The sequence below is a fragment of the Nocardioides sp. URHA0020 genome (assembly GCF_000620705.1).
In the GTDB taxonomy this organism is placed as follows: domain Bacteria; phylum Actinomycetota; class Actinomycetes; order Propionibacteriales; family Nocardioidaceae; genus Nocardioides.
The window spans coordinates 260,138-282,902 of the sequence record NZ_KK211172.1 but is presented as its reverse complement, the minus strand read 5'-3'; the positions used below and the strand labels follow the sequence as shown (position 1 = coordinate 282,902).

At 72.2% G+C, this 22,765-nt stretch carries 22 protein-coding genes; 16 read left to right on the top strand and 6 right to left on the bottom strand.

Annotated features, from left to right (window positions below):
• The 5 genes from N542_RS0122420 (at nt 1) to N542_RS26965 (ending at nt 4,544) form a co-directional block, all read left to right on the top strand.
• On the top strand, nt 1-849 hold the full coding sequence (locus N542_RS0122420) for an ABC transporter permease (RefSeq protein WP_028645841.1): 849 nt from the start codon (nt 1-3) through the stop codon (nt 847-849).
• Nucleotides 849-1,658, top strand: a complete 810-nt coding sequence (locus N542_RS0122415) for an ABC transporter permease (RefSeq protein ID WP_051552276.1) — start codon at nt 849-851, stop codon at nt 1,656-1,658. Before N542_RS0122420 ends, N542_RS0122415 begins: the two co-directional genes overlap by 1 nt.
• A gap of 79 nt (nt 1,659-1,737) precedes the next feature.
• Nucleotides 1,738-2,754: a hypothetical protein gene (locus N542_RS0122410; protein ID WP_028645839.1), complete on the top strand. Its 1,017-nt coding sequence runs from the start codon at nt 1,738-1,740 to the stop codon at nt 2,752-2,754.
• 57 nt (nt 2,755-2,811) lie between these two features.
• Complete coding sequence (locus N542_RS26165) at nt 2,812-3,393, top strand: RNA polymerase sigma factor (RefSeq protein WP_051552274.1); 582 nt, start codon at nt 2,812-2,814, stop codon at nt 3,391-3,393.
• A complete protein-coding gene (locus tag N542_RS26965) occupies nt 3,390-4,544 on the top strand; it encodes a hypothetical protein (RefSeq protein ID WP_028645838.1) in 1,155 nt (384 codons plus the stop codon). The genes N542_RS26165 and N542_RS26965 overlap by 4 nt, the downstream gene beginning before the upstream one ends.
• Before the next feature lie 18 nt (nt 4,545-4,562).
• Here N542_RS26965 and N542_RS26960 read toward each other — a convergent pair whose 3' ends face one another.
• Nucleotides 4,563-5,960 carry a polysaccharide deacetylase family protein gene (locus N542_RS26960; protein ID WP_051552272.1) on the bottom strand — a complete coding sequence of 466 codons (1,398 nt, stop codon included), beginning with the start codon at nt 5,958-5,960 and terminating at the stop codon, nt 4,563-4,565.
• Nucleotides 5,961-6,006: 46 nt separating this feature from the next.
• Nucleotides 6,007-6,918 carry an SDR family oxidoreductase gene (locus N542_RS0122390; protein WP_028645837.1) on the bottom strand — a complete coding sequence of 304 codons (912 nt, stop codon included), beginning with the start codon at nt 6,916-6,918 and terminating at the stop codon, nt 6,007-6,009.
• A gap of 89 nt (nt 6,919-7,007) precedes the next feature.
• Here N542_RS0122390 and N542_RS0122385 point away from each other — a divergent pair, with 89 nt between their 5' ends.
• Nucleotides 7,008-7,568 carry a TetR family transcriptional regulator gene (locus N542_RS0122385; protein WP_028645836.1) on the top strand — a complete coding sequence of 187 codons (561 nt, stop codon included), beginning with the start codon at nt 7,008-7,010 and terminating at the stop codon, nt 7,566-7,568.
• Here the strand turns inward: N542_RS0122385 and N542_RS0122380 are convergent.
• The 4 genes from N542_RS0122380 to gabT form a co-directional block, all read right to left on the bottom strand.
• Nucleotides 7,558-9,012 (bottom strand): hypothetical protein, encoded by a 1,455-nt coding sequence (locus N542_RS0122380; protein WP_028645835.1) that lies wholly within the window; start codon nt 9,010-9,012, stop codon nt 7,558-7,560. The two genes, N542_RS0122385 and N542_RS0122380, sit on opposite strands and share 11 nt — an antisense overlap.
• Nucleotides 9,013-9,139: 127 nt before the next feature.
• Nucleotides 9,140-9,589 carry a nuclear transport factor 2 family protein gene (locus tag N542_RS0122375; RefSeq protein ID WP_028645834.1) on the bottom strand — a complete coding sequence of 150 codons (450 nt, stop codon included), beginning with the start codon at nt 9,587-9,589 and terminating at the stop codon, nt 9,140-9,142.
• On the bottom strand, nt 9,586-11,406 hold the full coding sequence (locus N542_RS26150) for an N-acyl-D-amino-acid deacylase family protein (protein ID WP_051552270.1): 1,821 nt from the start codon (nt 11,404-11,406) through the stop codon (nt 9,586-9,588). The genes N542_RS0122375 and N542_RS26150 overlap by 4 nt, the downstream gene beginning before the upstream one ends.
• A gap of 217 nt (nt 11,407-11,623) precedes the next feature.
• Complete coding sequence (gene gabT, locus N542_RS0122365) at nt 11,624-12,979, bottom strand: 4-aminobutyrate--2-oxoglutarate transaminase (RefSeq protein WP_036509437.1); 1,356 nt, start codon at nt 12,977-12,979, stop codon at nt 11,624-11,626.
• 42 nt (nt 12,980-13,021) lie between these two features.
• Here gabT and N542_RS0122360 point away from each other — a divergent pair, with 42 nt between their 5' ends.
• The 10 genes from N542_RS0122360 to N542_RS0122315 all read left to right on the top strand — a co-directional run bounded on the left by N542_RS0122360 (nt 13,022) and on the right by N542_RS0122315 (nt 22,631).
• Nucleotides 13,022-14,128, top strand: a complete 1,107-nt coding sequence (locus N542_RS0122360) for a 1-deoxy-D-xylulose-5-phosphate reductoisomerase (RefSeq protein ID WP_051552268.1) — start codon at nt 13,022-13,024, stop codon at nt 14,126-14,128.
• Entirely contained in the window at nt 14,125-15,480 is a 1,356-nt protein-coding gene (locus N542_RS0122355; RefSeq protein WP_028645831.1) for a M50 family metallopeptidase, read from the top strand. The genes N542_RS0122360 and N542_RS0122355 overlap by 4 nt, the downstream gene beginning before the upstream one ends.
• A 21-nt stretch (nt 15,481-15,501) precedes the next feature.
• Nucleotides 15,502-16,653, top strand: coding sequence for a flavodoxin-dependent (E)-4-hydroxy-3-methylbut-2-enyl-diphosphate synthase (gene ispG / locus N542_RS0122350; RefSeq protein WP_036509429.1), 1,152 nt, complete (start codon nt 15,502-15,504; stop codon nt 16,651-16,653).
• A gap of 50 nt (nt 16,654-16,703) precedes the next feature.
• Entirely contained in the window at nt 16,704-17,138 is a 435-nt protein-coding gene (locus N542_RS0122345; RefSeq protein ID WP_028645829.1) for an SHOCT domain-containing protein, read from the top strand.
• Between the two features lie 28 nt (nt 17,139-17,166).
• The gene (locus tag N542_RS0122340; RefSeq protein ID WP_028645828.1) at nt 17,167-18,015 is read left to right on the top strand and encodes a GNAT family N-acetyltransferase; all 849 of its coding nucleotides are present in this window, start codon (nt 17,167-17,169) and stop codon (nt 18,013-18,015) included.
• An 18-nt stretch (nt 18,016-18,033) separates the two neighbouring features.
• The gene (locus N542_RS0122335) at nt 18,034-18,396 is read left to right on the top strand and encodes a DoxX family protein (protein WP_028645827.1); all 363 of its coding nucleotides are present in this window, start codon (nt 18,034-18,036) and stop codon (nt 18,394-18,396) included.
• Nucleotides 18,397-18,459: 63 nt separating this feature from the next.
• Nucleotides 18,460-19,002, top strand: coding sequence for a DUF6318 family protein (locus N542_RS0122330; RefSeq protein WP_155993317.1), 543 nt, complete (start codon nt 18,460-18,462; stop codon nt 19,000-19,002).
• A complete protein-coding gene (locus N542_RS28220) occupies nt 18,999-19,730 on the top strand; it encodes a hypothetical protein (protein WP_231482839.1) in 732 nt (243 codons plus the stop codon). The genes N542_RS0122330 and N542_RS28220 overlap by 4 nt, the downstream gene beginning before the upstream one ends.
• 424 nt (nt 19,731-20,154) lie before the next feature.
• Nucleotides 20,155-21,927, top strand: coding sequence for a proline--tRNA ligase (locus tag N542_RS0122320; RefSeq protein ID WP_028645825.1), 1,773 nt, complete (start codon nt 20,155-20,157; stop codon nt 21,925-21,927).
• The gene (locus tag N542_RS0122315) at nt 21,924-22,631 is read left to right on the top strand and encodes an HAD family hydrolase (protein ID WP_028645824.1); all 708 of its coding nucleotides are present in this window, start codon (nt 21,924-21,926) and stop codon (nt 22,629-22,631) included. Before N542_RS0122320 ends, N542_RS0122315 begins: the two co-directional genes overlap by 4 nt.
• The last annotated feature ends 134 nt before the right edge of the window (nt 22,632-22,765 follow it).

Here is a 22,765-nt window from a genome sequence, read left to right as displayed (position 1 = left end):
TTGAGCCTCCTCGAACGCCGTCCGGGTCTCCGGGTGGGCTTCCTCCTGATGCCACCGATGCTGTGGCTGGGAGTGGCCTACCTGGGGGCCCTGGCGGCGCTCCTGATCACCTCGCTGTGGACCCAGAACGACTTCACCGGCGAGATCGAGCGGGCCTGGACCCTGGAGAACTTCCAGGACCTCTTCCGGGTCGACGTCTACCGGACCATCACCTTTCGGACGATCGGGATCGCGGCGCTGGTCACCGTGATCGACGCGGTGCTGGCCTTCCCGATCGCCCTCTACATGGCCAAGGTGGCGTCTCCGCGCGCCCAGCGGCTGCTGGTGATCGCGGTCCTGATGCCGCTGTGGGCGTCGTACCTCGTCAAGGCGTACGCGTGGCGCGGGATGTTCTCCGCCGACGGCCCGATCGCCTGGGTCGCGGCGCCGTTCGGCCTGCACAGCCCGGGCTACGGGCTGTTCGCGACGACCGTGACGCTCTCCTACCTGTGGCTGCCCTACATGATCCTGCCGGTGTACGCCGGGCTCGAGCGCGTGCCGAGCTCCCTCTTCGAGGCGTCGGCCGACCTCGGCGCCGGCTCGTGGCACACCCTGCGCCGCGTGGTGCTCCCGATGGCGTTCCCGGCCTTCGTCGCCGGATCGATCTTCACGTTCTCCCTGACGATGGGTGACTACATCGCGGTCAAGATCGTCGGCGGTACGACGCAGCTGCTCGGCAACGTGGTCTACGACAACCAGGGCGCCGCCAACAACCTGCCGTTCGCCGCCGCGGTGGCGACCGTCCCGATCGTGGTGATGCTCGGCTACCTGGCCGCGGCTCGCCGTACCGGCGCCTTGGAGCAGCTCTGATGCTCTCGCCAGGACTCCGCCGCTCGCTGGCCGCCATCACGGCGGTCGTGCTGGTCTTCGTCTACGTCCCGCTCGCGCTGGTCTTCGTCAACTCGTTCAACACCGACAACACCTTCGGCTGGCCGCCGCCGGGCTTCACCCTGCACTGGTGGCACGTCGCCTGGGAGAGCCAGGGCGCGCGCGACGCGCTGTGGACCAGCGTCCGGGTGGCCATCGCGGCGACCGTCGTCGCCCTGCTGCTCGGCACGCTGGCGGCGATGGGGCTGCGCCGCACCCGCTTCTTCGGCCGCAACGTCGTCTCGCTGCTGATCATCCTGCCGATCGCGCTGCCCGGTGTGGTCACGGGTCTGGCGTTCCAGAACGGCTTCCGCACCATCCTGGGCATCGACCTCAGCCTCTGGACGGTCGTGATCGCGCACGCCACCTTCTGCATCGTCACGGTCTTCAACAACGTGCAGGCGCGCTTCCAGCGGCTCGGCACCAGCTTCGAGCAGGCCTCGATGGACCTCGGCGCCGGCCGGTGGACGACGTTCCGCCTGATCACCTTCCCGATGCTGCGCTCGGCGCTGCTCGCGGGCGCGCTGCTGTCCTTCGGGCTGTCCTTCGACGAGATCGTGGTGACGACCTTCACCGCGAGCCCGCAGGACCAGACGCTGCCGATCTGGATCTTCCAGAACCTCTTCCGGCCCAACCAGGCGCCGGTCGTCAACGTGGTCGCTGCCGTCCTCGTGATCTTCTCGGCCGTCCCGATCTACCTGGCCCAGCGGCTGTCCGGCTCGGGGACCGAGGGCATGACCGGCGCGCGCTGACGCTGGCTGTAACGCGATCGGCGACGCCGACGCTCTGGGGGGTGGATCCACCCCCAGACCACTCCCAGGAGGAAGCCGCATGAGCGGTATCCGCACGTCCACGTCGTTCCGGGCGCTCGCCGGCGTCGTCACCGCAGGGCTCGTCGCCACCTCCGTCGGCCTCGTCGCCGCTCCGGTGGTCGCCGACCCGGCCCCCGCAGCGACCTCGATCTCCATCCGCGCCCTCAAGCCCGCGATCGCACCGGGCCGGACCGACACGATCGTCGGCAGCCTGCACGTGCGCGGCGGGTCCGCCGCCGGTCGACCGGTCGCCCTCGAGGCCCGGGCGAAGGGCGAGTCGGCCTTCACCCCGGTCGGCACCGCCACCGCGGGGGAGAAGGGCGGAGTGCGCCTCACCGTCAAGCCCGAGGTGACCACGCGCTACCGCTGGCACTACGCCGGAGCGCCCGACGCACGCCCGCGCGTCAGTGGGGTCGCCCTGGTCAAGGTGCGCACGCCGCAGCACCCGGCGAAGCGCCTCGGCACCACCCTCTCGGTCCGCGCCGTCCACCCGAGCGTGGCGCCCGGCGGCAGGACCGTCGTGCGCGGCATCCTGCGCTCCGGTCGTACGGCGCTCCGCGGCCGGCAGGTCGTCCTGCTCGCCCGCACGTCGGCGCAGCAGGCCTGGCAGTTCCGCCGGGTCCAGCGGACCGCGCGGGACGGTCACGTGCGGTTCACGGTCCGCCCGAGCACCCGCACCGCCTTCCGGCTCTCCTTCGCCGGCACCACCACATTCCGCCCGGCGAAGAGCGCCGTCGTGCGCGTCGGCGTGCGCAAGGGCGCTCCGAGCTCCCTCTCCATCCGAGGCCGCGACGTGGCGCAGGGCTTCGCCGTCAGCGGTCAGCTCCGGGCCGCGCGCCACGCGGTGCGCAACGCCCCGGTGACGCTGCAGACGCTCGACGCGGGCACGTCGGCGTGGGCCGACACCGCCACCAAGCGCACCGGCCGTCACGGTGGCGTCCGGTTCGTCCGGCCCAGCGCTCCGGGTGCCAGCTACCGTCTGGTGTACGCCGGTGGTCGCTTCGCCAGCAGCACCAGCGCCACGCTCACCGACTGACCGGACCCGGCGGCACCCTGCGGAGGAGACGCGCTGGACGCAACCGACGATCGGCACGTGCGCACGCCGGTCGAGACCGACGAGCTGGAGCTCGCCCTCGTGGCCGCGTGTCGTGGCGACGAGGACGGCTTCGCCGTGCTGTGGCGAGACCTGCACCCGCGCGTGCTCCGCTACCTCCAGGTGCGGGGCGACGAGGGCCCGGAGGACCTCGCGGCCGAGACCTGGATGCACGTGGTGCGCGGGCTGCCGCGTTTCGAGGGCGGCCTGTCGGACTTCCGGGCGTGGCTGTTCACGATCGCACGGCACCGGGCGATCGACCAGGGCCGGGCCCGGTCGCGTGGTCTGCCGGTCGTCTCGGTGGCCGACCCGGTCGAGGCGTCGGGTCGGGTGCCGGTGGCGGCGAGTGCCGAGCAGGACGCTGCCGACCACGAGGCGACCGCACGTGCGCTGCGGCTGGTGGCCACGCTGCCTCCGGCGCAGGCCGAGATGGTCGCCCTCAGGGTGGTCGCCGGGCTCGACGTCGCCGACGTCGCGCGGCTCCTGGACAAGCGACCGGGCACCGTCCGGGTCGGGGTGCACCGAGCACTGAAGACGCTGTCGCAGACAGCCGAGCGCGAGCCGGAGGGCGGTGAAGGATGACGGGCGACGAGAGGCACGACGCGATGGAGGACGAGGCGCTGGCCCGCGCCCTCGGCGCACCCGGGTCGCCGGCCGAGCTGGCCGGCGAGGACGCCTACCGTGCGATGTTCCGCGCGGTCGCCGCCGAGGCGCCGCGGGCGCGTCTGGCGGTCGTGCGCCGCGTCGGCACCGGCTCCGCGCTGGCCGTCGCGCTCGCGGTGGCGGGCGCCGGGGCCGCGGCGGCGTACACCACCCATCTCCCGGACCCCGTCCAGCGGGTGGTCCACTCGGCCCTGGGGCCGATCGGCGTCCCGGACGCCCCGCCCCGACCAGACGTCGACCCGGTGGCGCACCGCCGTGCCCCGACGCCCCTCCGGCCCGAGGCCTCGCCCGCGGCTCCTCCGGCCGCGGTCCCGACCGCCTCGGCCACGTCGACGCCGCCGTCCCCGTCGGCCACCCCGACGGTCCGGACGCCGTCGCCCGGGCCCTCGCGCTCGGCGACGCCCACACCGAGCGCCGCAGCGCCCCCTCCGGAGCCGATGTCGCAGGCACCCTCGTCGGCCGCCACGAGCCCCAGCACCACGCCTCCGGCGCAACCCCGGCCGAAGCCGGCCGCGGTGAGCATCGCGGCCGCCGACGCGAGCCACCGGGTCAGCCCGGGTGCGGCCGTGTCGTTCAGCGGACGCGTGACGACCGCGGACGGCACCGCCGTCCCCGACCGGCAGGTCGTGCTCCAGCAGCGCGGGCCGGACGGCTGGCAGCGGGTCGTCGTCGCACGCACGGGTGCCGACGGCGCGGTCGCGGTGGCGTCGGGGGCGGTGCAGCGCACCACGTCGTACCGCCTCCGCGTCGGCACGGTGCACAGCGCGTCCTGGCGGATCGTGCTGCAGCCGTCGCTGACCGTGAGCGCGGAGACGGTCGGCCGGGCCGCGAGCGTGACCGTGTCGGCCGCCGGCGGCCAGACCGGTGACCGGGTGCTGCTGCTGACCCGGCGTCGGGGCCGGCTGGTGCAGGAGGCCCGCGGCACGCTCGACCCCCAAGGCCGGGCCCGCTTCGAGCTGACCGCGCCGAAGCGCGCGCGGGCGTACGTCGTCCGGCTCCCGGCCACCCCGGCACATGCGGCTGCCCGGGCAGCGGTCACGGTCGCGGCGGCGGGTCCGGACGCCGGCTAGCGCCGTCGCGTGGGTGCTCTAGAACGTGAGCTGCCGCATCGGTGCCCGTGGCCAGACGACTGCGTCCAGCGCCTCCCGGGCGGCGGTCGCGCGGTCGGTGGCAGGCGGCCGGACGACCACGACCGCCGCGGCGCCCGCCGCGGCCCCGGTCGCGCGCACGACGGTCACCGGCACCCGACGCACGGGCTGGTCCGGCGTGCCGACCGGCGCCGTGAGCTCGACGTACGCCGTCCGGGACCCGGCAGCGAGCAGGACCCTGGCCGTGCCGAGGACGCTGCTGCGGACCTCCACGGCGACGTCGCGGTCGGAGGCCCGGTCGAGGCGCACCGTGAGCCGGACGGGTGTCGGCAGCACGGACGAGGCCTCGACCCGGGCGCCACCGAGCCGGACCACGGGAGCGGGGTCGTCGTCCACGACGGGCAGCTCAAGGGGTGGGCCGGCGACGGCACCGTGCGCCCGGGTGACGGTCACCGTCGTCCGCCGGCCGTGGTCGTCGACGTGGTCCTGGGGCACCCGCAGCCACACCCGGGAGACCGTCCGTCCGACGCGGAACCTGATCGTGCTCGCCGACAGCTGCCCGTCGGCGGCCAGTCGCACGCTCGTCCGGCGCGTGGTCGGCCGGTCCAGGCGCACCACGACCCGCACCCGGCCGCCCTCGGCCACCCGGGGACGAGCCGCGGTCAGGCCGACCACCGGCACCGGCGGGGTCGGTCGTCCGTCGGCGTCCAGCGCAGCGAAGCAGAAGCCGCGCCGCCGGAGCCTGCTGATCTCGGTCGGGATCGCGCGCAGCGTCGCGGCGGAGTTGGCGACGCCGTCGTGCTGCAGCACGACGTCGTCGCGGTGCGGGCGGACGCCGCGGAGCACGCGCCTCTCGATCTGCGGCGTGCTCGCCCCGGCCCAGTCGCGCGGATCGACGGTCCAGAGCACCGGCGTGTAGCCCTGGTGCACCAGGACGGTGCGCACGTGCTCGTCCATCGCGCCGTACGGCGGCCTCACCAGCGTCGTCGGCCGCACCCCGGCGCGGACCAGCGCCCGGCGGGTGTCGTGGACCGAGCGCCGGATCTGGGCGCCGGTGCGCGTGGTGAGGTCCTCGTGCGCCCAGGTGTGGTTGCCGATGGCGAACCCGGCCCGGTCCACCATCCGCACGACCTCGGGGTGGGCGTCGGCGTAGGTGCCGATCATGAAGAACGTCGCCGGGACGCCCCGGCGGTGCAGCAGCCGCACCAGCCGGGGCGTGATCGACGGCGAGGGGCCGTCGTCGAAGGTCAGCGCGACCAGGCCACGCGAGCAGGGGGTGCGCGCGTGCGGCTGCGGCGCCGCCTCAGCCGCCGACGCCGCCACTGATACCGCCGACACCGCCGTCACCGCCGACAGCGGCAACGCCACCGCCACGAGCAGCCCCACCAGCCGACGCATCGCCCACCTCCCGAGAGGGGGACGCTACGGCACCCACCGAGGGTCGTCAGGCGAAGTAGTGGCCCCGGTCGAGGTCCTCGAGGAGACCCGGCCCCGTCGGCTGCCACCCGAGCAGGGCGCGCGTGGCCGTGCTCGATGCCGGGCTGTCGGTGCCGATCAGGGGCGCCAGCCAGGTGAAGTGCGCCGGCGCGTCCTCGGGGGAGACGGCCTGCACCGGGACGCCGAGGTGGCGACCCATCGCCTCGGCAACGTCGCGGATCCGCACGCCCTGCTCGGCGGCGGCGTGCAGCGTGGAGCCGGCGGGTGCCTTCTCCAGCGCTAGCCGGAAGGCGCGAGCGGCGTCCGTGCGGTGGGTGGCCGGCCACCGGTGGGAGCCGTCCCCGACGTACCCCGCGACCCCGGTGGCCCGGGCGATCGCGACCAGCGCCGCGACGAAGCCGTTGTCGCCGTCCCCGTGGACGGTCGGGGGCAGCCGCAGCACGGAGGACCGGACGCCACGCTCCGCGAGGGCGACGGTGAGGTGACCGTTGCGGTGCCGCATCGACGGACCTGCCGCGTCGTCGGCGACCGACACGCCGTCGACCTCGGTCGCCACGCGGCCCGGCGCGACGCCGAGCAGGCCGGAGGCGATCACGAACGGCCGGTCGGTGCCGGCGAGGGCGTCGCCGAAGGCTTCGATCGCGGCGCGGTCGGCCGCGGTCGCCCCGGCGAAGTCTCCGGTGAACGCGAGGTCGTGCTTGAACGCGAGGTGGATGACGCCGTCGGCGTCGGCTGCGGTACGACGCAGCACGTCGAGGTCGTCGATCGTGCCGAGCCGCACCTCGGCCCCCGCAGCGCCGAGTCGCTCGGCGGCGTCGTCCGAGCGGGCGAGACCGACGACCTGGTGACCGGCCCCGATCAGCTCGGGGACCACCGCGGACCCGATCCAGCCGGACGCACCGGTGACGAAAACACGCATGGAAGGACCTCCAGAGAGATGTGATGTCAGTTGCTGTCATCACTGTAGCGCGTCCATGACAGGGACTGACATCGCGGTAGGATGCCGTCATGGGTCGCTGGGAGCCGAACGCGCGTGGTCGCCTCGAGACGGCCGCGCTCGAGCTCTACCTCGAGGACGGCTTCGACCAGACCACCGTGGCCGGCATCGCCGCCCGCGCCGGCCTCACCGAGCGGACCTTCTTCCGGCACTACGCCGACAAGCGCGAGGTGCTCTTCGGGGGAGCCGGATTCCTCCAGGACCTCCTGGTCGACAGCGTGACCGCGACCCCGGCGTCCGTGGCGCCGATCGACGCGATCGCGACCGCGCTCGAGCACGCCGGCACCTTCCTGCAGGAGCGGCGCGCGCACTCGCTGCAGCGGCAGGCCGTCATCGAGGCCAACCCCCTGCTCCAGGAGCGCGAGCTGATCAAGCTCGCGCGGCTCGCCTCGGCCCTCGCCGAGGCGCTGCGCGGGCGCGGTGTCACCGAGCCGACGGCCAGCCTGACCGCCGAGGCCGGCCTCGCCGTCTTCCGGGTCGCCTTCGAGACCTGGGTCGACCCCGCCGAGACGCGCGAGCTCCCTCAGGTCATCCGGGACTCGATGGCCGCGCTGCGGACCATCACGACCTGAGCGTCGGCACCTCGGCCGGGACCGGAGGCTGGAATCGCGGTTGCGCCGTCGGCCGCTCCGGCTCGGTCCGCATGAGCCTGGCTCCGGAGCCGGCGGGCACGAACTGGCGCGTGCCCACGTGCTCCTTGCTCTTCGCGGTCTCGACGACGATCGGGTGCTCCCTCGCGTAGTCGTCCTGCCGGACCCCGGTGACCTGCCAGGACACCTCGAGGCCGGGGCTGCCGCCGGCGATCGAGAAGGCGTTGTCGGTGACCGTGGTCGCCACGTAGACCGGGGCGTAGCCGCCGATGCAGGTGAGCTGGTAGCGGAAGTCGCGGTTGAGCGCACCGAAGTAGTCCGGCAGCTCCACGGTCGCCTCGCCCGCGTCGTCCAGCGTCACGTTGCCGTTGTAGACGTTCATCATGTCGGGCGACTCCACGAAGGAGTGCGAGAGCCACTTGTCCTCCGGCGCGAGCGGGTGGTCGATCTTGAACGACCCGGCGGCCTTGGACAGGGTGCCGTTGACGTGGGCGTTGCCCTGGGCGAAGACGGCGAAGCACGACGCTGCGTTGGACTTCGCGAAGACGGCGTAGTTCTGTCCGCTGGTCGCCGTGCACTCGGCGTACATCGCGAACGACGGGGCCTGCGCCCACACGCCGACGTAGCCGGAGTCACCTCGCACCCCGGCGGTGCGGGCGTTGTCCCCGTGGACGCCGTACATGCCGCCGGTGCCGTGCACGGCGTTGCCGTTGACGTTGCTCGTCGTGCCGGTGATGCCCTCCGTCGTTCCCGACCCGTAGACCCCCGTCGCGGCGCTGCCGAACAGGCCGTACGTACTGCCGGTCCCGTAGATGCCGTAGGTGGCGCCGGAGCCGTAGACGCCGTAGGCGTTGCCGGTCGCGTAGGCCCCGATGCTGCCGGAGGCGGAGGCCACCGAGATCGCGCCGTAGCTGACCCCGTCGCAGCGCACGCCCGCGTAGCCACCCCTGCCCTGCAGGCCGTACAGGTCGGTCGACGTGCCCGACACCCCGCTGCCGCTGGTGCTGGAGCCGCTCGTCCCGGGGCCCTTGACGCTGATGCCGGCCACGCCCGCGGCGGTGGCGGTCGTGCTCGTCGTCGCGCCGCGGACGGCGGTGCTGCTCGAGCTGCGTGCATCGAGCGCGGCTGCCGGCGTGCTCGTGCCGATCCCGACCCGCCCGGCCGGCGTGATCCGCATCCGCTCCGCCGGGTGGTTGGTCGTGGCTGCGGTCTTGAAGATCAGCGCGGCGACGTTCTTGGTGCCGATGAAGTTCGCGCTCGACACGCTGGGGTTGCCGCCGAGCTTCCACGTGGTGGCGGCCGGCGCGGCCTCGGCGGCGCTCGGCAGCAGCTGGCTGACTCCCACCGCCGCGACGGCCGCGGATCCGCCGATCAGGAACCGCCGCGGCAGCCTGCTGTCGGGCTGTGAGGTCTGCTCTGCTGACATTCGGCGCTCCCGGGATCGCGGCGAGCGCTGCCCACCGCAGCGGCTCTGCTCCGATCGTCCGCCGATCACTCCGACTTGGACATCCCCCAGTCGGGGGATTGCCCCGTCGACCGGAAGTGCCAACTGGTCAGAGATCGCCGCTCGCGTCGTACACCCACGACGTGTCGGCGGTGGCGAGGCCCTCGACCCAGGCCGCGGGCGCGTTGCTCATGATGGCGCCGTAGTCCCAGTAGTCCTTCCAGAGACAGACCTTGCCGTCACGGACCCGGTGCACGGTCGCGAACGCCAGCGTGAAGACCTCGCCGCTGCTGAACGTCCACGTCTCGGAGTGCTCGTACATGACGTCGTCGCCCTCGGCGACGAGCAGCCCGTCGTGGTTCTCGTACGCCGAGAGCCCGCCCCAGCCGACCTGCAGCCGCTTGGCGATGTCGACCGGCCCGCGGGCGGCCAGGGTCGGACCGACCGGCACGTCGAGGTAGACGCAGTCGTCGGTGACCCAGTCCGCGATGGCGTCGTAGTCGCGGGCGGACAGCGTCCGCCACAGGCCGAGCACGGCCTCCTTCGGGGTCCGGGTCACGCGCCGACCGGTGTTGCCTCGGCGGTGGCGGCCGAGGTCGGTGGCGCCGCTGCGGGCACGACCGGCGCGCCCGGGCGCTGCGCCCGCAGGAACTGGCCGGTCCGCTCCTGGCCGAGCAGCGGGGTCGGCTCTCCGTCGGTGACGACCCGGCGCCCGCTGACGAACACCGCCGGCACGGCCGCGTTGTTGCGGTTGACCATCCGCGAGAGGCCGCCGTACTGCTCGACCGGGCTCTCGGCGTACGCCTCGAGGGCGTCGTCGAGGCGCGTCGGGTCCAGCACGACCAGGTCGGCGCGGTCGCCCTCGCGCAGGGTGCCGGCGTCGATGCGGTACCACTCGCCGAGCTCGCCGGTCAGCCGGTGCACCGCCGCCTCCGTGGTCATGAACGGCCTGCCTGCCTGCTCGGCGTCGCGCACGTGCTTGAGCAGCCGGAGCCCGAAGTTGTAGAAGGCCATGTTGCGCAGGTGGGCGCCGGCGTCGGAGAAGCCGACCTGGATGCCGGGGTCGCTCGCCAGCTTCTGCAGCACGGCCGGCCGGTGGTTGCTGATCGTCGTGCGCCAGCGGATGTCGGTGCCGTGCTCGAGCACCAGGTCGAGGAACGCGTCGACCGGGTGCTTGCCGCCGCGCTCCACGCCGACCTGGCCGAAGGACTTGCCGACGACGGTCGGGTCCGGGCAGGCGACGATCTCGGCGTCGAAGAAGTCGCGGTGCCACACCCGCGGGCCGTACTTGCTCTCGTAGTCCTTGCGGAACCTCTCGCGGTACGCCGGGTCGCGCATCAGCTCGTCGCGTGCCAGCTTCTCCCGCAGGTGCAGGGCCATCGCGCCCGAGCCGAACTCCTCGAAGATCACCAGGTCGATGCCGTCGGCGTACACCTCGAACGGCACCGGCAGGTGCTGCCAGCGGAAGTCGGCGCCCAGCTTGTTGGCCACCGCGGCGAGCGGGCGCATCAGGTGGATCACGAAGGGGATCGCCTTGATGTCGGCCGCCGAGAGCAGGCTGGTGCGCAGTGCGGGCCTGCCGAAGAGCCCGATCGAGCCGAGCGCCTGCGTGACGATGGTGTGCGGGTGGCTGGCGTCCGGCCCGGCCTGGAGCGCTCGGCGCCGGCGGCGCAGGATCCCGCGCAGGCCACGCATCTCCTTGCCCTTGGCGTACGTCGAGGGCAGGGTCCGCGAGCGGCACAGGTCGCCGTCGATCTTGTCGAAGAGCAGCTGCTGGGCCGACATCCCGACGAAACCGGCGTCGAGCGCCTCGTCGAGCATCGACTCCATCCGGGCCTGCTCGCGGCGGCTGGGCCGGACCTCCTTGCGGGTGGCGCGGTCCAGGCCCATCGTCGCCGTCCGCATGTCGGAGTGGCCGATGAAGGCCGCCAGGTTGGGCCCGAGCGGGAGCGACTCCAGCGCGTCGACGTACTGCTCGGCGCTGCTCCAGCTCTGGTGGGCGTCGACCGCTCGGATCACGTGCTGGCGCGGGATCGCCTCGACACGGCCGAAGAGGTCGCCCGCGTCGACACCGCCGACGTGCACGGTGGACAGCGAGCACGAGCCGAGCAGCAGCGTGGTGACGCCGTGGCGCACGGACTCGGGCAGGCCCGGTCCGTCGAGCACCTCGATGTCGTAGTGGGTGTGGATGTCGACGAAGCCGGGGACCACCCACCTGCCGCGCGCGTCGACCACCTCGGGGCAGCCGGTCTCGTCCAGGTCCTCGGTCGAGACGACCGCGACCCGGCCGTCCCGGACGCCGAGGTTGCGGATCGCGGAGGGCGCTCCGGTGCCGTCGAACCAGAGGCCGCCCTTGATGATCGCGTCGAAGGTCATGCGGGCATGGAACCGGTTCTAGTTGACGCGTGTCAACGATTTGGCGTGATCGGCGTCACGCGACCCGCCGAGGAGACACCGGGGATGTAACGCCTGGACCGGCTCCGACGCTGTGGTGAGTGTGCGGGGGCGGACGCTCGGCACGTCCCACCTGCGGTGCACCGACCGTGTCCGCCGGGCGATTCCCTCCGCCCCCGCTCACCGCCGCGAGGAGTCGTCAGGCCGTGGCGGCGAACGCCTCCGCGACCACGTCGAAGGCCTCCTCGAGCAGCGCGTCGCTGATCGAGAGGGGCGGCAGGAACCGGAAGACGTTGCCCCAGGTGCCGCAGGTCAGCACGACGACGCCGTTGCGGTGGCAGTACGCCGCCACCGCGGCGGTCCGGGCGGCGTCCGGCTCCGTGGTCCCGGGTCGGCACAGCTCGATCGCCATCATCGCGCCGCGGCCGCGGATGTCGGCGATCACGTCGTGCCGGCCGGCCAGCTCCCCGAGACGGGCGGCCATGATCGCGCCGATCTCCCGGGCCCGGACGTCGAGGTCGCCGGCGCGCATCTCCTCGAGCGCGCCGAGCGCCGCTGCGCAGGCGACCGGGTTGCCGCCGTACGTGCCGCCGAGGCCGCCGGCGTGGACGCTGTCCATCAGCTCGGAGCGACCGGTGACCGCCGCCAGGGGGAGACCGCCGGCGATGCCCTTGGCGGTGGTCACGAGGTCGGGCACGACGCCCTCGTCGTCGGAGGCGAACCAGTCGCCGGTGCGGCAGAAGCCGGTCTGGATCTCGTCGGCGATGAAGACGACGCCGTTGTCGCGGGCCCAGGCGGCGAGTGCGGGCAGGAAGCCGGGGGCCGGGACGATGAAGCCGCCCTCGCCCTGGATCGGCTCGATCACGATGCAGGCGAGGTTGGCCGCGCCGACCTGCTTGTCGATCACGTCGAGCGCCCGGGCGGCGGCCTGCTCGCCGGTCAGGCCGTCGCGCAGCGGGTAGGACATCGGGGCGCGGTAGACCTCGCCGGCGAACGGTCCGAAGCCGTTCTTGTACGGCATGTTCTTCGCCGTCATCGCCATCGTCAGGTTGGTGCGACCGTGGTAGGCGTGGTCGAAGACGACGACCGCGTCCCGACCGGTCGCCACCCGCGCGATCTTGACGGCGTTCTCGACCGCCTCGGCGCCGGAGTTGAAGAGCGCCGACTTCTTGGCGTGGTCGCCGGGGGTCAGCTCGGCCAGGGCTTCGCACACGTCCACGTAGCCGTCGTACGGCGTCACCATGAAGCAGGTGTGGGTGAAGGCGTCGACCTGCGCGTGCACGTTGCGCGCGACGGCCGGCGCGGCGTTGCCGACGGAGACGACCGCGATGCCCGAGCCGAGGTCGATCAGCGAGTTGCCGTCGACGTCCACGATGACGCCGCCACCGGCGGCGACGACGAAGACGGGAAGCGTCGTGCCGACGCCGTCGGCGACGTACGTCTTCTTGCGGTCCAGGCGCTCCAGGGAGGCCGGGCCGGGGATCTCGGTGACGAGGCGGCGCACCTGCGGGAGGGTCGGGCCGCCGACTGCGGGCGTGGTCAAGAGGTCGGTCATGAGGATGAGGCTAGTCCTCCTCGGGTGCGGGAGACTGACCCGGTGAGAGGCCCCGTCAAAGACATCGTGGTCCTGGGCAGCACCGGCTCGATCGGCACCCAGGCCCTCGACCTGGTCCGTGCCAACCCGGACCGCTTCCGGGTCGTCGGCCTGACCGCCGGCGGGTCCAACCGCGAGCTGTTCGACGCCCAGGTGGCGGAGTTCGCGCCGGCGTACGCCGGACTGGGCGAGGAGGCCTCGACGGAGGCTGCTGCTCGTGACTGCGACGTGGTGCTCAACGGCATCACCGGGGCCGTCGGGCTGCGCCCGACGCTGGCCGCGCTCGACGCCGGCACCACGCTCGCGCTGGCCAACAAGGAGTCGCTGATCATGGGCGGCCCGCTGGTGCTCGACCGAGCCCGGCCGGGGCAGATCGTGCCCGTCGACTCCGAGCACAGTGCGCTGGCCCAGTGCCTGCGCGGTGGCAGCCCCGAAGAGGTGCGCCGGCTGGTGCTGACCGCCAGCGGCGGCCCGTTCCGCGGCCGGACCCGCGAGGAGCTCGCCGACGTCACGCCGCAGCAGGCGATGAACCACCCGACGTGGGACATGGGCCCGGTCATCACGATCAACTCGGCGACCCTCGTCAACAAGGGCCTGGAGGTGATCGAGGCGCACCTGCTCTTCGGGATCCCCTTCGACCGGATCGAGGTCGTGGTGCACCCGACCAGCGTCGTGCACTCGATGGTGGAGTTCGTGGACGGCTCGACGCTGGTGCAGGCGAGCCCGCCGACCATGCTGATCCCGATCGCGCTCGGCCTGGCCTGGCCCGACCGGGTGCCCGACGCGGCCCCGTCGGTCGACTGGACCCGGCCGGAGACCTGGGAGTTCTTCCCGCTCGACGACGAGGCCTTCCCGGCGGTGGCGCTGGCGCGCGCCGCGGGGGAGACGGGGGGCACGGCCCCCGCCGTCTACAACGCCGCCAACGAGGTGTGCGTCGACGCCTTCCGCCGCGGCCGTCTGGCGTTCAACGACATCGTGCCCACGGTTCAGGCTGTTCTCAGCAGCCACGGCGTACCCTCTGAGGGGCAGTCGATGACCGTCGAGGACATCCTCGCGGCCGATGCCTGGGCGCGCACCGCCGCCACCGAGAGGATCGAAGACCACCGATGACCGGCCTGTTCTACCTCCTGGGGGTGGTGATCTTCGCGACCGCCATCATGGCCTCGATCGGGCTCCACGAGCTCGGCCACATGATCCCGGCGAAGAAGTTCGGCGGGAAGGTCACCCAGTACTTCATCGGCTTCGGGCCGACCGTCTGGAGCAAGCGGGTCGGGGAGACGGAGTACGGCGTCAAGGCGGTGCCCCTCGGCGGCTACGTCAAGATCGTCGGCATGCTGCCGCCCGGTGCCGCGGAGCTCGCGGACGAGGTGACCGTCGACGCCCAGGGCAACCAGGTCGTCAAGGTCCGCAAGTCCAACACCGGCATGTTCACCCAGCTCGTCTCCGACGCCCGGGCCGCGGAGTGGGAGACCATCCAGCCCGAGGACTCCGAGCGCCTCTTCTACAAGATGGCGTGGTGGAAGAAGGTCATCGTGATGGCCGGCGGGCCGACGGTGAACCTGCTGATCGCCTTCTTCATCTTCGCCGGCGTCTTCGCGACGTACGGCAACCCGAGCGAGGCCAAGCCCTACGGCCCGGCGGTCAGCGAGGTCGTCGACTGCGTGCTGCCGGCCTCCGAGCTCACCCGCACCTGCAAGCCCACCGACCCGGTCGCACCGGCGAAGGCCGCCGGCGTCGAGGCGGGCGACCGGATCGTCTCCTTCAACGGCGTCCCCTTCACGACGTGGGAGGCGATGCAGGACGAGATCCGCTCCAACGCGGACGGTGCGGCGACCATCGTCGTCGAGCGCGACGGCCAGGAGCAGACCCTGACCACCAACACCACCGTCACCGCACGGCCCACCTCGGCCACGGACGACAAGCTGACCCAGGTGGGCTTCCTCGGCGTGAGCCCGACGTTCAACGGCCTGGTGACCGGCGGCCCGCTCTACACGATCGAGCAGATGGGCGGGATGGCCAAGGACACCGTCATCGCGCTCGGCACCCTGCCGCAGAAGGTCTGGGGCGTCGCCGAGGCCATCGTGGGCGTCCACCCGCGCGATCCCAACGGCCCGGTGAGCATCGTCGGCGGCGGCCGGATCGCGGGCGAGACGGTCTCGGAGGAGTCCTTCCCGGTCAAGGAGAAGGCCGTCTTCCTGCTGATGCTCGTCGCGGGCTTCAACTTCTTCATCGGCATGTTCAACTTCATCCCGCTGCTGCCGCTCGACGGCGGCCACATCGCCGGCGCGCTGTGGGAGGCCGTACGACGTGGCTGGGCCCGGCTGCGGGGTCGGCCCGACCCCGGGTACGTCGACGTGGCCCGGCTGCTGCCGATCGCGTACTGCGTCGCGGGCGCCCTCCTGGTGATGGGCGTGGTGCTGATCGTGGGCGACGTGGTCGTCCCCGTGCGGCTCCAGTCGTGACCGCGACCTAGGATCGACACCATGACTGCGATCAGCCTCGGCATGCCCGAAGCGCCCCCGCCGGTGCTCAACCCGCGCCGCAAGACCCGCCAGATCAAGGTCGGCAAGGTGGGCGTCGGCAGCGAGTCCCCGGTGTCGGTGCAGTCGATGACCACGACGCTCACGTCCGACGTCAACTCGACCCTCCAGCAGATCGCGGAGCTGACGGCCACCGGGTGCGACATCGTCCGGGTGGCCTGCCCCAGCCAGGACGACGCGGACGCGCTCGCGGAGATCGCGCAGCACTCGCAGATCCCGGTCATCGCCGACATCCACTTCCAGCCGAAGTACGTCTTCGCGGCCATCGACGCCGGCTGCGCCGCCGTACGCGTCAACCCCGGCAACATCCGCAAGTTCGACGACCAGATCAAGGAGATCGCGCGCGCCGCGAAGGACCGCGGCACGTCGATCCGGATCGGCGTCAACGCCGGCAGCCTCGACAAGCGGATCCTCGAGAAGTACGGCAAGGCGACCCCCGAGGCGCTCGTCGAGTCCGCGGTGTGGGAGGCCGGTCTCTTCGAGGAGCACGACTTCCACGACTTCAAGATCTCGGTCAAGCACAACGACCCGGTCGTGATGGTCCGTGCCTACGAGCTGCTCGCGCAGGCCGGCGACTGGCCGCTGCACCTCGGCGTCACCGAGGCGGGTCCGGCGTTCCAGGGCACGATCAAGTCGGCCACCGCGTTCGGTGCGCTGCTCTCGCAGGGCATCGGCGACACGATCCGGGTCTCGCTCTCGGCCCCGCCGGTCGAGGAGGTCAAGGTCGGCATCCAGATCCTGCAGTCGCTCAACCTGCGCCCGCGCAAGCTCGAGATCGTCTCCTGCCCCTCCTGCGGTCGGGCCCAGGTCGACGTCTACACGCTGGCCGAGCAGGTGACCGCGGGCCTCGAGGGCATGGAGGTCCCGCTGCGCGTGGCCGTCATGGGCTGCGTCGTCAACGGCCCGGGGGAGGCCCGCGAGGCCGACCTGGGTGTGGCCTCGGGCAACGGCAAGGGACAGATCTTCGTCAAGGGCGAGGTCATCAAGACCGTGCCCGAGTCGCAGATCGTGGAGACCCTGATCGAGGAGGCCATGCGGATCGCCGAGGGCATGGAGTCCGTCGACGGTGCCGCCGCCCAGGTCACCGTCTCCTGACTTTGCGACATCCCGCCCCAAGCTGACGGCGTCCGTCGTACGCTCCCGCCATGCTCGGGTTCCTGATCCTCCTCGACGACGTGTGGGACTCCGGCCTCGACGACGGCTTCGACGACGGCTACGACACCGGCATGTCCGGCGGCGACGGCATGCCGGGCATCTTCGCGGTGCTCTTCGTCCTGGTGATCGTGCTCGGCGTCGCGGGCACCATCTGGCGGGTGAGTGCTGCCCAGCGGATGGCGCGTGAGGCGGGCATGAGCCAGAGTGACGCGACTGCGATGGCCCTGCTGAGCGACGACGGGCTGGAGGCGACCTACCTGGCCGCCAGCCTGCGCGGGCCCGCCGTACCTCCCGCCGCGGAGCCGGCTGCCGCGCCGGAGTCCGCGGCCACGCGTCTGCGCGAGCTGCGGGAGCTCCTCGACCAGGAGCTGATCACCCAGGCTGAGCACGACACCCGGCGCCAGGCGATCATCGACTCGGTCTGAGTCCACCTCGACGTCGTAGGCTCCTGGCGTGCTCTCCACTCGTCACGGTGTCCGGCCCCTCGGGGCCGCGGACCTCAGCGACTTCCTGGCGCTGGCGCGTCGCGATCCGGTGGTGAACGTCTTCGCGGACTACCGCGCGACGACGACCAACCTCGAGCCGCGCTGGCTCGGCGGCGAGATGTGGGGACGCTTCGAGGGCGGCGAGCTGGCGGCCGCGTGCCACGTCGGCGCCAACCTGGTGCCCGTGTCGGCGAGCGCCGACGATGCCGCGGCGTTCGCCGAGCGCGCCCTCGCCCGCGGCCGCACGGTGTCGACGATCGTGGGGCCGCAGGACGCCGTACGCACGTTCTGGAACGGGGTCGCGAGCACCTGGGGCAAGCCGCGGGAGGCCCGCTGGGAGCAGCCGCACCTCGAGATCGCGGCCGGTCCGCTGGTCGCCCCGGATCCGCTGGTGCGGCGCACGACCCGCGAGGACATGCCCGAGCTCTACCCCGCGTGCGTGGCGATGTACACCGAGGAGGTCGGGGTCTCGCCGGAGTACGGCGGCGGTGCCGACCTCTACCGCGCCCGGGTCACCCAGCTGGTCAACCGGGGATGGTCGTTCGCGAGGTTCGACGAGACCGGCCGGCTGGCCTTCAAGGCGGAGGTCGCCTGCGCGACGCCGTACGCCGCCCAGATCCAGGGCGTGTTCGTGCCCGCCGACCGCCGCGGGCTCGGGCTGGCGACCGCGGGCATGGCGGCGGTGGTCCAGCTCGTACGCCGGGAGATCGCCCCGGTCGTGTCGCTCTACGTCAACGACTGGAACACCTCCGCGCGCGCCGTCTACGAACGGGTCGGCTTCGAGGAGACCGCGCGCTTCGCCACCGTGATGTTCTGAGCGTCGTACCCTCGCGCCATGGCTCTCCCACGCAGCGTGAAGTTCCTGGCCGTCGGCTTCGCCGTCAGTGGCACCGTGCACCTGGCCAAGCCGGAGGTCTACCTCCCGCTGATGCCGTCGTGGGTGCCGGCGCACCGGGAGGTGATCCTCGCGAGCGGGGTCGCGGAGATCGCCTGCGCCGCCGGGCTCGCCGTACCCACCACGCGGCGCGCCGCCGGCTGGGCCAGCGTGCTGCTGCTGCTCGGGGTCTACCCGGGCAACATCAAGATGGCGCTCGACTCCACGAAGACCAGGAGCACCGGCTTCAAGGCCGTGTCCTTCGCGCGGCTGCCCCTCCAGCTCCCGATGATCCGCGCGGCGCTCCGCGCGGCCCGCGGCTGAGGTTGTCCACAGCCGCAGCGGTGGCTGTTTCGCCCTCGCGCTCGACGGGGAATGATCGGCGGCGTGAGCCGTGCTCGGGCGGTCCTCGCCCTCTCCTCGTTGCTCCCGGTGCTCCTGCTCGCCGGGTGCTCCGACGACGAGCCTGAGCCGAAGTTCGGGCCGACGCCGTCTGCGACGGCTCCGAGCTCGGCCTCGCCCTCGCCTTCCGCCCCCGCGAAGTCGAAACATCAGCAACAGGCGGCGCTGATCGACGATTTCATCGCCGCCGTTACTCAGGCCCTCGGGACAGGTGACCCGTCCGCTTTCCTCGCCCTGACTGCGGACACGTGTCAGAACTGCCGGGTCCTCGCCGACAACCTCGAAGACGCCTTCTCGGACGGCGGCCGCATCGAGGGTGGGAAGTGGGAGCTGATCTCGTCGGACTTCCAGAGTGAGGAGCCGCTCGGTTCAGTGTGGAATGTCGATGTACGCAGCGCTCGAGAGCGCTGGTTGGACGGCGACGGGCAACCGACCAAGATCGTGCGAGCTGGTGTTCAGCACTTTGGCCTGGCGATCGAGAAGACCGAAGACGGGTGGCTCGTCCGTGAGATGAGGCTGCGGGCATGAGGGTCTGGGTGTCGGCCGTTCTCGCCGCGGTGGTGGTCACGGGGCCCGGTCGTCCAGCCCATGCTGATGATGAGGTCGACATCGCACCGGTGACCGGCGGCGTCTCGATCGGTATGACTCACGAGTTTCCGGGGTCAGCATCCGATGGCTCACCTGAGGAATCGGACGTCTTCCCCGCTGCTGATGTCCTGGTCGTCGATGCCGGTGCTGATCTGGAGAAAGACTTCTGTGTCGGCGTGAACTGGACGACTGGCTGTGTCCCTGAACCCGAGGTCGAGCCTGAAGTCGAAGTGACCCCGGGCCGGGTGGCTCGAGCGTTCCAGCGACTTCCGCTGCCTGCGGCGGAGCTGGTGGTGCAGCCGCCGAAGGGTCGGACGCTGGTGAACTTCGAGACGAACTTCTACACCGAGCGGGGTGAGTTCACCCGCACGGTGCGGTTGCTGGGGCGGCGGGTGGAGCTGCGGATCTGGCCGGCGTCGTTCGGGTGGCGCTTCGGTGACGGCCAGTCGCAGCGCTCGACGTCGCCGGGTGCGGCGTACCCGGACCTGGAGATCACCCACCGCTACCTGCAGGAGGGTCGGGTGAGTCCGAGTGTGGACACGACGTACGCGGCGCAGTTCCGCGTCGGCGGTGGTCCGTGGCGCGACGTGGCCGGGACCGTCACCATCGCGGGCAGCCCGCAGTCCTTGCGGGTCGTCGAGGCCCGCCCGGTGCTGGTCGGCGGCTGAGGGCGGGCGGTGGGATGTCCACCGTTCCGGGTGGCTGATTCGGTGGATTACCCACCGCTACCCCTCCGCGCCCCGGGCGAGCGGTGGGCTGTCCACCGTTCCGGGTGGGTGATTCAGTGGATCACCCACCGCCACCCCTGCGCGCCCCGGGCCAGCGGTGGGCTGTCCACCCTTTCGCGGCCAGATTCGGTGGATCAGCCACCGCCACCCCTGCGCGCCCCGGGTGAGCGGTGGGCTGTCCACCGTTCTGGCCCGTGATTCGGTGGATCACCCACCGCCACCCGCGCCAGCGGTGAGCTGTCCACCAATCCGGCCAAGGAATCAGTGGATTTCCCACCGCCACCCACCGCCACGCAGGCCCACGCACGCCCACCCACCGTTACTGGTTCGCTGACCGCCCGACCCCACAAGTAGCCTTCGCTCCATGATCATGCGGATGTCGAGCCTCTTCGTACGGACCCTGCGCGAGGACCCGGCGGACGCGGAGGTGCCGAGCCACCGGCTGCTGGTCCGCGCCGGCTACATCCGTCGCGCGGCACCCGGCATCTACACCTGGCTGCCGCTGGGGCTCAAGGTGCTGCGCAAGATCGAGGCCATCATCCGCGAGGAGATGGACGGCATCGGCGCGCAGGAGCTGAGCTTCCCCGCGCTGCTGCCCAAGGAGCCCTACGAGGCGACCAACCGCTGGACCGAGTACGGCGACGGCATCTTCCGCCTCCAGGACCGCAAGGGCGCCGACTACCTGCTCGGCCCCACGCACGAGGAGATGTTCACCCTCGTCGTCAAGGACCTCTACGGCTCCTACAAGGACCTGCCGCTCGCGATCTACCAGATCCAGACCAAGTACCGCGACGAGGCGCGCCCCCGCGCCGGCCTCCTGCGCGGCCGCGAGTTCATCATGAAGGACTCCTACTCCTTCGACGTCGACGACGCCGGCCTCGAGGTCAGCTACCAGAAGCACCGCAACGCCTACATCCGGATCTTCGACCGGCTGGGCTTCGAGTACGTCATCGTCAAGGCGACGTCCGGCGCGATGGGCGGCTCGAAGTCCGAGGAGTTCCTCGCCAAGGCCGCCGTCGGCGAGGACACCTACGTCCGCTGCACCAAGTGCGACTACGCCGCCAATGTCGAGGCCGTCCAGGTCGCACCCCCCACGCCGATCGCGTACGACGACGCGCCCGCCGCCCACGCCGAGCAGACGCCCGACACCCCCACGATCGACAGCCTGGTCGACCACCTCAACGCGAAGTTCCCCCGTGACGACCGCCCCTGGACGGCGGGGGACACCCTCAAGAACGTCCTGGTGATCTTCAAGCACCCCGACGGCACCCGCGAGCCCGTCGCCATCGGCCTGCCGGGCGACCGCGAGGTCGATCAGAAGCGGCTCGAGGGCCAGATGGAGCCGACCGAGGTCGAGCCCTTCGACGAGGCCGAGTTCCGCAAGCACCCGAGCCTGGTCAAGGGCTACATCGGCCCCGGCGTGCTCGGCGAGGACAACGCCTCCGGCATCCGCTACCTGGTCGACCCCCGCGTCGTCGAGGGCACCCGCTGGGTCACCGGCGCCAACGTCGACGGCAGCCACGTCATCGACCTGGTGGTCGGTCGCGACTTCACCCCCGACGGCACGGTCGAGGCCGCCGAGGTGCGGGACGGCGACCCGTGCCCCAACTGCGACGGCGGCACGCTCGAGAGCGCCCGCGGCATCGAGATGGGCCACATCTTCCAGCTCGGTCGCAAGTACGCCGAGGCTCTCGACCTCAAGGTCCTCGACGAGAACGGCAAGCTCGTCACGGTCACCATGGGGTCGTACGGCGTCGGGCCGTCGCGCGCCGTCGCCGCGATCGCCGAGGGCACCCTCGACGAGGTCGGGCTGTGCTGGCCCCGCGAGGTCGCGCCCGCCGACGTGCACCTGGTCGCCGCGGGCAAGGACGAGCACGTCCTCGCGGCCGCCGAGCGGATCGCCCACGAGCTGTCCGGGGCCGGCATCGAGGTGCTCTTCGACGACCGGGTCGGCAAGATCAGCCCCGGCGTGAAGTTCAAGGACGCCGAGCTGATCGGCGTCCCGACCATCGTCGTGGTCGGCAAGGGCCTGGCCGCCGACGGGACCATCGAGGTCAAGGACCGGGCGAGCGGCACCAGCGAGCAGGTCCACGCCGACCACGTCGTCGACCACGTCGTGGGGCTCGTCCGCCGGTGACCGGAGGCATCGACGCCGTCATCTTCGACTGGGGCGGCACGCTGACCCGCTGGCACGACGTGGACTTCCACGCCGAGTCGCTGGCGCTGGCCCGGGCCGTGACCGACGTCGACCACGACGTCGAGGTCTCCCGCGAGCGGCTGCACGCCGCCAACGAGACGATCTGGGGCCGCTCGCGCGACCACCAGCAGAGCTCGACCGTGGCGGACCTCTTCACCGAGGCCGGGCTCCAGCACGACCCGGACCTGCTCACGGCCTACTACGAGTTCTGGGAGCCGCACACCCTCACCGACCCCGAGGTCGGGCCGCTGTGGGAGGCGTTGCGTGCCGGGGGAGTGAAGGTCGGGGTGCTCTCCAACACCATCTGGCCGCGCGCCTGGCACGAGGGGTTCTTCCGCCGCGACGGGGTGCAGCACCTGATCGACGGCGACGTCTACACGAGCGAGATCCCGTGGACCAAGCCGTCGCCGCGGGCCTTCGAGGCGGCGATGGCGGCCGTCGGAGCCACCGACCCGGCACGCTGCGTGTACGTCGGCGACCGGCTCTTCGACGACGTCTGGGGCGCCCAGCACGCCGGGCTCCGCGCGATCCATGTGCCCCACAGCCTCATCCCGCCGTCCCAGGTGGGCCACACCGAGGGCACGCCGGACGCCGTGGTGCACCGGCTGGGAGCGATCCCGGACGTGCTCGCGGCCTGGGACTGACCGACCGCTGACCGGCCACCTTTTGCACACATGTGCAATGCAGAAACGTGAGGTTGCGCGACTATCGCGCGAATCCGCGCCGTGTTGCATGCTTTTGCAAGAGCGATCCCCCGCCAGTCCCCCCACATCCCGGC

Excerpts from the sequence above, each read along its gene's own strand:
- ispG (WP_036509429.1), top strand. The coding sequence starts at position 15,502 with ATGACTGCGATCAGCCTCGGCATGCCCGAAGCGCCCCCGCCGGTGCTC.
- N542_RS0122320 (WP_028645825.1), top strand. The coding sequence starts at position 20,155 with ATGATCATGCGGATGTCGAGCCTCTTCGTACGGACCCTGCGCGAGGAC.
- N542_RS0122390 (WP_028645837.1), bottom strand. The coding sequence starts at position 6,918 with ATGCGTGTTTTCGTCACCGGTGCGTCCGGCTGGATCGGGTCCGCGGTG.
- N542_RS0122355 (WP_028645831.1), top strand. The coding sequence starts at position 14,125 with ATGACCGGCCTGTTCTACCTCCTGGGGGTGGTGATCTTCGCGACCGCC.
- N542_RS0122335 (WP_028645827.1), top strand. The coding sequence starts at position 18,034 with ATGGCTCTCCCACGCAGCGTGAAGTTCCTGGCCGTCGGCTTCGCCGTC.
- N542_RS26965 (WP_028645838.1), top strand. The coding sequence starts at position 3,390 with ATGACGGGCGACGAGAGGCACGACGCGATGGAGGACGAGGCGCTGGCC.
- N542_RS0122415 (WP_051552276.1), top strand. The coding sequence starts at position 849 with ATGCTCTCGCCAGGACTCCGCCGCTCGCTGGCCGCCATCACGGCGGTC.
- N542_RS26960 (WP_051552272.1), bottom strand. The coding sequence starts at position 5,960 with ATGCGTCGGCTGGTGGGGCTGCTCGTGGCGGTGGCGTTGCCGCTGTCG.
- N542_RS28220 (WP_231482839.1), top strand. The coding sequence starts at position 18,999 with ATGAGGGTCTGGGTGTCGGCCGTTCTCGCCGCGGTGGTGGTCACGGGG.
- N542_RS0122380 (WP_028645835.1), bottom strand. The coding sequence starts at position 9,012 with ATGTCAGCAGAGCAGACCTCACAGCCCGACAGCAGGCTGCCGCGGCGG.
- N542_RS0122410 (WP_028645839.1), top strand. The coding sequence starts at position 1,738 with ATGAGCGGTATCCGCACGTCCACGTCGTTCCGGGCGCTCGCCGGCGTC.
- N542_RS0122345 (WP_028645829.1), top strand. The coding sequence starts at position 16,704 with ATGCTCGGGTTCCTGATCCTCCTCGACGACGTGTGGGACTCCGGCCTC.
- N542_RS26150 (WP_051552270.1), bottom strand. The coding sequence starts at position 11,406 with ATGACCTTCGACGCGATCATCAAGGGCGGCCTCTGGTTCGACGGCACC.
- gabT (WP_036509437.1), bottom strand. The coding sequence starts at position 12,979 with ATGACCGACCTCTTGACCACGCCCGCAGTCGGCGGCCCGACCCTCCCG.
- N542_RS0122385 (WP_028645836.1), top strand. The coding sequence starts at position 7,008 with ATGGGTCGCTGGGAGCCGAACGCGCGTGGTCGCCTCGAGACGGCCGCG.